Genomic DNA, 7,585 nt, shown 5'->3' on the forward strand with positions numbered 1-7,585 from the left:
TCGCACCAGTGAGGCTTCGGTCTTAACTGTTAGAACACACTTCTAGCATAATCCCTTGCCCGTGTCCCAGAGCAGTTTCTTTCATCCCTTAGACGACGTTTTAGTCGGCTTAGTTGCTCCCCTAGGAGAATCGCGGCGTTCTTTGATGGGGTGGGTAAAAATAAGCAGGATCGGGAGGATCTACGGCGGGATTATGCGGGGATGGTGCAGTTGCAGCCGGAGCGAATGATGGCGGTTTCGGCGCGGTTGCGTGAACGGGTAATGCCGTTTAATTGGGAAATTGAGTTTCCAGAGGTGTTTGACAGGGAAAATGGCGGGTTTGATGCGATCGTCGGCAATCCCCCGTTTGCTGGCAAAAATACGACGACTAGTGGAAATGCGGAAGGCTATCCCGATTGGCTGAAGGACACCTATGCTGAGTCGCACGGTAACTCCGATTTAGTGGCGTTCTTCTTTCGGCGATCGTTCGATTTATTGCGCGCAGGTGGCACAATGGGTTTGATTTCCACTAATACGATCGCTCAAGGCGATACCCGTTCTACAGGACTACGCTTTATTTGTAATAATGGAGGTCTAATTTACAATGCTACTCGACGTTACAAGTGGCCAGGATTGGCGGCGGTGGTAGTGAGTTTGGTTCATATTTGGAAGCAGAAATCGGGGAAAGAAATATGAATGCAAAGTTAGTAGAATCTTTGGCTGATGCGATCGTAGCTTTGCCTACGGAGGACTATGCCTTATTTCAAGAGGCACTCATTACCAAAATGGTTAAAAAAACACCTGGCGTTGCTGGTGGCTGTGCCTGCATTAGGGATACAAGGATTGCAGTATGGACTATAATTTCTCTCAAAAATCAGGGTGCTGATGAAACCGAACTATCTCTAGATTTTCCAGGCTTAACTCGCTTTGATTTCCTTGCAGCTCAGGCTTACTATCAAACCCATCGAGACGAAATCGAGACGATCGTTGCCGATCTCGATCGAGAGGATGGCTAGAATGATTAGATTTTACGCAAATGAGAATCTTTCAGCAGTCATCGTCAATGAAATACATAGTGCGATTCGTTGAAGTATAAATCACGGTACTCAGTCCGTACATAATACTTCCAAGCTAGCTACCAGACATGTAGCAAAGGAAAAGCTTGAACTATTCTATTAATGAGGGTGCAAGCCCCTTCCTCCAAACTCAGGAGTGAATCCTTATCTGCCCGCACCGACACGACTCGGAATTCGTGAGAGTGAAGCCGGGAACAGGACGCAATCAGACATCAATTGCAGATGACACTGGCGTTAACAGGGAGTCTTCATGATAAAACAGAGCCTAAGAAAGCAACCTATTCATGGGCAGACGCAATCCATAGTCTGACCTCGCTAGAGTCAAGTTTCCCGCCACACTCGTTTGTAGGTATTGGCATGAGTATGGGAATCTAGCGGTTGAACTGGCTATATCTAAAAAGACTATCAATTAATGGAATGGAACGAACAAAAACGTGTTTGAGGTCTGTAAGTGGTCGCACTTACGGTAGACCAGACGAGGGGATTAATTCCTCAGACACGGGTAGGATTCGGCGTAATTGCCGAAAGGTATTCAGAATACACAAACGGATGCAGAGCATGATTAGACACAGTTTAACGACTAGTGAATCTTGGAAGAGTCTACCCTGGAAGCAATTCCAGAAGACACTCTTTCGCCTACAGAAGCGCGTGTACAAAGCAGTTCGAGTTGGAGACAAGCGGAAAGCAAGGTCTTTACAAAAACTGATTTTAAAATCTCAAGCAGCTAAACTACTAGCTATTCGGCAAGTAACGCAGCTAAATGCTGGTAAAAAGACGGCTGGTGTTGATGGCAAAAAATCCCTCACAGTTGAGCAAAGATTTGCACTAGCTAAAGAGCTAACACAACACCAGAACAATTGGAAGCATGAAGGGCTAAGAGAAATTCCTATCCCTAAAAAAGACGGAACCATTCGGATGCTTAAGGTGCCCACAATCGCAGACCGAGCTTGGCAATGCCTCGCAAAATATGCTCTCGAACCTGCACACGAAGCAACTTTTCATGCACGGAGCTACGGGTTTCGACCAGGACGTTCGGCGCACGACGCGCAGAAAACACTGTTCAACAACCTATGTTCTCGATGCAAGGGTATCGATAAACGAGTAATCGAATTAGATATCGAGGCATGTTTCGACCGGATTAATCACTCTGCAATCATGGATAATCTAATCGCTCCAGCAAGACTCAAACTCGGTATCTTCCGTTGTCTAAAAGCTGGCACAAACGTAGGATTTCCCGACCAAGGAACACCGCAAGGTGGGGTGGTCAGTCCACTGCTTGCCAACATTGCGCTCAATGGAATTGAAAGCCTTCATAGATACAAAAGTACCAATGGAAGCTGGATAGAACCATCCATCCGATCCGCGGATGACATGGTAATAATCCTCCAACCCAAAGATGATGCAGAGGCAATACTTAACCGAATTAGTGAATTCCTAGCGAAACGAGGGATGAAAGTCAGTGAGCGTAAAACCAAAGTAACGGCTACGACAGATGGTTTTGACTTCCTCGGCTGGCACTTCAAAGTCCAGAAAAACGGCAAGTTTAGAAGCGTTCCTTCAGTGGAAAACTTCAAAGCACTCCGTAAGAAGGTAAAAACAATCGTCAAAAACTCGAATTATGGAGCCACAATCAAGGCTATGAATTTAGCCCCAGTGGTTAGAGGCTGGAGACAATATCACAAATACTGCAAGATGGACGGGTCGAGAAACTCCCTATACTTCATCGAAAAGCGGGCATACACGGTATTTAACAAGGAAAAGAGACAGAACCGCTATACCAGTAAAATATTACTGGATAAGGCATTTCCATCAGTTCCTTACTCCGAAAACAGACATGTCAACGTCAAAGGAAGCAAATCACCTTACGACGGAGACATAATCTACTGGAGCGAACGTAACAGCAAGCTCTACGACGGAGCAACCTCTAAAGCCCTAAAACGGCAACACCATTCATGTGCATCCTGCGGACTTAAGTTCGTAGGAGAAGAGAAAATACATCTGCACCATGCAGATGGAAATCACGATAACTTCAAAGACAAGAATCTAAAAGCAATTCATGAATCTTGTCATGATTATCTCCACATGAGCAATAACATAAGTTAAAGAATATCGGGAGCCGTATGAGGGGAAACTTTCACGTACGGATCTAACAGAGAGGGACGAGGCTTAATAGCCTCTCTCGACTCTACCTATACAAGCTTACGGTTTTCACTCCGATCGTATTTATAATGCCCAAGCTTATGCCACCCGATTCTGCATCGCCGCCGCTACACGAACGATTGGGAGATCCTCCCTGGCACTACTGGATTGCTAGAGTGGTACCCATGCTGTATGTCACGATTCTCACCCTCATGCTCCCCACTATTTTGACACAATCTTTTGTGGTGTCAGATCTAGGCGTGAACCAAGATCGCCGATTGCAGCAACATTTGCGCGCCATCTCGATTAAAGTTTTAGCACATGGCGAACATATTGGTTCGGGGGTGTTGCTGGCGCGACAGCAGCAGGTGTATACCGCCATTACCAATGCTCATGTCATCCAAGCTACTAATGCCCCCTTTCAACTGCAAACCCATGACGGACAAGTGTATGCCGCCGCTCTAGTTACGCCGCCATCAGGTCAAAATCGCGATCTGAGTATCCTCCGTTTTCAAAGTCACGATCGCACTTATACCACTGCCAAATTAGCCACAGCTAGTCCCAGAATCGGCGATCGCATCTGGTCGGCAGGATTCCCGAGTGAGAATGGCGATCCGGTAGAAGATCGCCAGAGTGGGGCGACAAAGGTCAATTTGGGGCTACATATTATTAACGCTCAGATCGTCCAAATTTTACCGATCGCCATTGCTGGGGGCTATAGCATCGGTTTCGATGGCAGCATTCGCAAAGGGATGAGCGGGGGGCCATCGATCGATCGATCTGGCGAACTGATCGGGATTAATGGCGTCCATGCCCATCCCCTCTGGAATACGCCCGAAATGCTCGAAAATGGCACGATTGCCAGCGAGGCGCTCCAGCAACAGATTAATGATTATAGCTGGGCAATCCCGATCGAGTTTGTCAAAAGCTACACGCGGGAATAAGTTTTTGGTGCTATTTTTAACGTTTGAGTTTTTTCTGAATACTTTTAATCGCTTTTGATAGTCTTAACTGCAAAATCTGTCGATCGCTAATATCGGTAAGATCGGAATTGTCCAGATTGACGCGATCGAAGAACCTGTCGATCTCACTCAAAATTACCTGGAGCCGTGACATGATATTTGCCGTGCGATATTCAGCTAAGAGGGATTCTAAATTATTAACTGGCGCAGCCGATTTAACTACTGCTAAAATTCTTTCTACATCATAAGCAGTACTAAAACCCGCAATTTTGTGGCAATTAAATCCCGGATCTAAATAATCTGACAACCCATGATTGACACTCGAAAATACCTGACAACCACACGCGATCGCTTCTAGCGGCTGCAATCCAAATCCTTCAGTCACGCCTTGAGTTGCCCAATACTCGGCGGAGTCGTATAAATACACGCGCGACTGGTTGAATAATTCGGCTAAACTATCGACAAATCCTTCGATAATTTTAACTTTACAATGAGGTTGAAGTGCCGGAATTAATTGTTTTAATAAATATTTAGAAGACTTGCGCGAGTGTACCAAAACATCGATCGATCTGTCCGATTGTCGATTGACAAATTCATCGGAAATTTGGTTGGGCAAATAGTATAACAGCGCGTGCGGCGATCTCTGTCCCCAGTATCCGAGCGTATTCCGACTGACGCAAACAATCGGAATCTGGGGCGGTAGTCTAAAGCCATATTCAGCACTGTGAGCGTGATAAATCGTCGGATAGCCCCGCAAGCGAGCGACTAGTTTGGGGACATCAAAGCCCCAACTCACGACGAAGATCGTATCTTGAGGTTTGCTGGCTAAAATGTCGTCTAAATATGCCAGCTCTGGCTCTCGTTGACGATAGGTGACGATTTCAACGGGGCAGATTTGTTTGACTAATTCGATCGTTTTGAGTTCGGCAAACAAGCCCCCACAGTGAAATTTTTTGGTGGTTCCAGGCAGGAGAAACAGGAGTTTTCGCATAAATTTATCGATCGGATCGTGGCGGGTTTCCCACGCTTCAGCATAAACTACTACTGCCTGCGATCGCTATTTTATAAAAATCCCGATCGTTTGGGGAATTCGAGTTTTCGGTTGCAGCATTGATTTACCACCGATGATTAAACCCGTACTCTGTCCGCCATCGAGCATGGCGACACGCTCGGCACCAAATTTCTGTAAGGTTTGCTCGGCTTCGCTTTGGCTCGCAGCAGGACTGATGAATAATAATACCGTGCTGTAGGTTTTGTCTGAGAGCTGGTTTTTGACGCCGATAAAGGTGCGAGGGAGTGCCCTACTAGCATTTTTGCCAGCAGTGGGAGCTAGTGCGCCGACGACGTTGGGTGTTGTGCCATTGAAGGTGCTGAGACTGTAAGGTTCGATCGAAATCTTACCATCAGACCAAGCGACAGTCACGGTTTGGTTGGGAAATTCATTCAATCCATAGCCGTAGGTGATGAGTTGCTTGTCTTGTTTTAAGCCGAAGGCGATGCCAGTAGGTTTGTTATATGTCTGAAAAAAGGTACCGTTAATCAATACTTTCAGCGCACCGTTATTGTTATTTTGCGCCCAAAATTCCTCAAATTTCATTTGTCCGACTTTTCCGGCTGGAGTCGGCGCACCACTAATACTGCGAAGTGTTGTTTTGCTCAGATCTGCTTCGATAACGTAAGTTTTCTGTGCCACATTAGTCCGGATGGTGATACCAGGAGCTACAATAGACTCTTGAAATGTGGGACTAGTTGTTTGAGTAACGGCTCGATCGCAGCTAGTCAGCAGGGCAAGTGGAAAGAGGAAGAAGATATAGCGGGGGCTATGCCAGATAGAATGAAAATTGGATCGATCGTTCATGAAATTTTGGAAGTCAATTGAAGATATCTTCAATTGAGTCATTCCAGTTTCCGTAAGTTGAGCGACAATTCAAGCAGCTTCAACATACTCGCAAACAGTAGTCGGCTCAGGAATAGGTAAACCCTCTAACTGCAAACCCTCTAAATGAAATGAAATTGCAGATTGAATTTGACTGAGTACTTCTTCTATGCTCGTACCTGTAGCAATACAACCAGGTAAATCTGGCACATAAGCAGAATAGTTACTCGGTGTTTTTTCAACGATCGTTGCATAGCGCATTAGTTTAACTCCTCTAAATCAAAATCCTCCCTAACTGATGAAAGTTAGAGAGGATATTCAATCTCGATCCTACCCTAAAAGGTTAGAGTAATTTATCGACATTCTTGGCAGTTTCAAAGAAGTGGGCGACGTTTTCTTCGGGTACCGTGGGTAAGACACCATGCCCAAGATTCATGATATGTCCGGTTTTACCCGCCTTGCGAACCGTATCGACAATTCGATCGCGAATGAAATCCTTAGAACCATATAATGCACAGGGATCCATATTGCCCTGTACACCTAAATGCGTTCCAATCCGCTGGCGTCCGACAGCCATGTCTACCGTCCAATCGAGGCTGATGATATCGACACCAGATTTGCCCATCAGTTCCAATACGCCGGAGCTACCGCTGATGTAGAGGATTAGGGGCGTGTCGGGGTGCGTTTCCTTAACTTGGCGGACTACCCGTTGCTGATAAGGGAGGGCAAAGGTTTCGTAGTCTTGGGGGCTGAGTTGTCCCGCCCAAGAGTCGAACATTTGGACGACTTGGGCACCGCAATCGATCTGATAGCGGACGTAAACGGCGATCGCATCGGCGATTTTTGCCAGTAGACTATGGAGCATCTGGGGTTCGCGGAAGGCCATCCCTTTGATGTTGGCGTAGTCTTTGGAGCTTTTGCCTTCGATCGCGTATGCTGCTAGTGTCCAGGGTGCGCCGACGAAGCCGAGGACGGTAGATTTATTACCGACTTCACGGCGTAAGGTGCCCAAAATCTCTTTAATAAAGGGCAGCGACTCTTCTGGATTGAGGGGATGGAGGGCGTCGATTTGCGCCTGAGAGCGAATTGCTGGCTCGATAATCGGCCCTTTGCTCTCGATGATGTCGAAGGGAATCCCCAAGCCTGGTAGGGGCGTGAGGATGTCGGAAAACATGATGACACCATCCGGCTCGAACGCGCGCCAAGGTTGGAGGGAGATTTCGATCGCCAGTTCGGCTTTTTCAGATCGATCGCGGAAGGAAGGATATTTGTCCCGTAAGTCACGATAAACTTTCATATAACGTCCCGCTTGGCGCATCATCCACACTGGCGGACGATCGAGTGTCGCACCTTTGGCCGCACGTAACAATAGGGGTTCTTGATTTATATCTGTCATTGTTAACTAATTTTACAGTTATTTAATATAGGATTACCGATCGGCTAGCAGGATAAAACTGGCTCTAGTTCGAGAGACATAGATCCCAGAATACCAAACTAGCTACCCTTTTTTCCGAGAAGCTGTTAGTATCGATCGGATTTTTAATACTTCAGCT

At 46.5% G+C, this 7,585-nt stretch carries 8 protein-coding genes; 4 read left to right on the forward strand and 4 right to left on the reverse strand.

Annotated elements, in window-relative coordinates; translation table 11 throughout:
* The first annotated feature begins 150 nt into the window (after nucleotides 1–150).
* From RMO35_RS04605 to RMO35_RS04620, 4 genes are all read left to right on the forward strand, one after another.
* Nucleotides 151–675, forward strand: coding sequence for an Eco57I restriction-modification methylase domain-containing protein (locus tag RMO35_RS04605; RefSeq protein ID WP_309738886.1), 525 nt, complete (start codon nucleotides 151–153; stop codon nucleotides 673–675).
* Nucleotides 672–995: a DUF433 domain-containing protein gene (locus tag RMO35_RS04610; protein WP_309738888.1), complete on the forward strand. Its 324-nt coding sequence runs from the start codon at nucleotides 672–674 to the stop codon at nucleotides 993–995. Before RMO35_RS04605 ends, RMO35_RS04610 begins: the two co-directional genes overlap by 4 nt.
* Before the next feature lie 618 nt (nucleotides 996–1,613).
* A complete protein-coding gene (locus RMO35_RS04615) occupies nucleotides 1,614–3,158 on the forward strand; it encodes a reverse transcriptase domain-containing protein (protein WP_309738899.1) in 1,545 nt (514 codons plus the stop codon).
* A 137-nt stretch (nucleotides 3,159–3,295) separates the two neighbouring features.
* The gene (locus RMO35_RS04620; RefSeq protein ID WP_309738890.1) at nucleotides 3,296–4,138 is read left to right on the forward strand and encodes a serine protease; all 843 of its coding nucleotides are present in this window, start codon (nucleotides 3,296–3,298) and stop codon (nucleotides 4,136–4,138) included.
* A 16-nt stretch (nucleotides 4,139–4,154) separates the two neighbouring features.
* Here RMO35_RS04620 and RMO35_RS04625 read toward each other — a convergent pair whose 3' ends face one another.
* The 4 genes from RMO35_RS04625 to hemE all read right to left on the reverse strand — a co-directional run bounded on the left by RMO35_RS04625 (nucleotide 4,155) and on the right by hemE (nucleotide 7,428).
* Nucleotides 4,155–5,147: a glycosyltransferase gene (locus RMO35_RS04625; RefSeq protein ID WP_309738891.1), complete on the reverse strand. Its 993-nt coding sequence runs from the start codon at nucleotides 5,145–5,147 to the stop codon at nucleotides 4,155–4,157.
* Between the two features lie 66 nt (nucleotides 5,148–5,213).
* A complete protein-coding gene (locus tag RMO35_RS04630) occupies nucleotides 5,214–6,056 on the reverse strand; it encodes a phosphodiester glycosidase family protein (RefSeq protein WP_309738893.1) in 843 nt (280 codons plus the stop codon).
* A 27-nt stretch (nucleotides 6,057–6,083) separates the two neighbouring features.
* Nucleotides 6,084–6,293: a type II toxin-antitoxin system HicB family antitoxin gene (locus RMO35_RS04635; RefSeq protein ID WP_309738895.1), complete on the reverse strand. Its 210-nt coding sequence runs from the start codon at nucleotides 6,291–6,293 to the stop codon at nucleotides 6,084–6,086.
* An 82-nt stretch (nucleotides 6,294–6,375) separates the two neighbouring features.
* A complete protein-coding gene (gene hemE, locus RMO35_RS04640) occupies nucleotides 6,376–7,428 on the reverse strand; it encodes a uroporphyrinogen decarboxylase (RefSeq protein ID WP_309738897.1) in 1,053 nt (350 codons plus the stop codon).
* Nucleotides 7,429–7,585 lie beyond the last annotated feature (157 nt).

Source organism: Chamaesiphon sp. OTE_20_metabat_361 (assembly GCF_031364565.1).

Bases quoted from the DNA above. Each gene is read 5' to 3' on its own strand.
- RMO35_RS04610 (WP_309738888.1), top strand. From the start codon at position 672: ATGAATGCAAAGTTAGTAGAATCTTTGGCTGATGCGATCGTAGCTTTG.
- RMO35_RS04615 (WP_309738899.1), top strand. From the start codon at position 1,614: ATGATTAGACACAGTTTAACGACTAGTGAATCTTGGAAGAGTCTACCC.
- RMO35_RS04620 (WP_309738890.1), top strand. From the start codon at position 3,296: ATGCCACCCGATTCTGCATCGCCGCCGCTACACGAACGATTGGGAGAT.
- RMO35_RS04625 (WP_309738891.1), bottom strand. From the start codon at position 5,147: ATGCGAAAACTCCTGTTTCTCCTGCCTGGAACCACCAAAAAATTTCAC.
- RMO35_RS04630 (WP_309738893.1), bottom strand. From the start codon at position 6,056: ATGACTCAATTGAAGATATCTTCAATTGACTTCCAAAATTTCATGAAC.
- RMO35_RS04635 (WP_309738895.1), bottom strand. From the start codon at position 6,293: ATGCGCTATGCAACGATCGTTGAAAAAACACCGAGTAACTATTCTGCT.
- hemE (WP_309738897.1), bottom strand. From the start codon at position 7,428: ATGACAGATATAAATCAAGAACCCCTATTGTTACGTGCGGCCAAAGGT.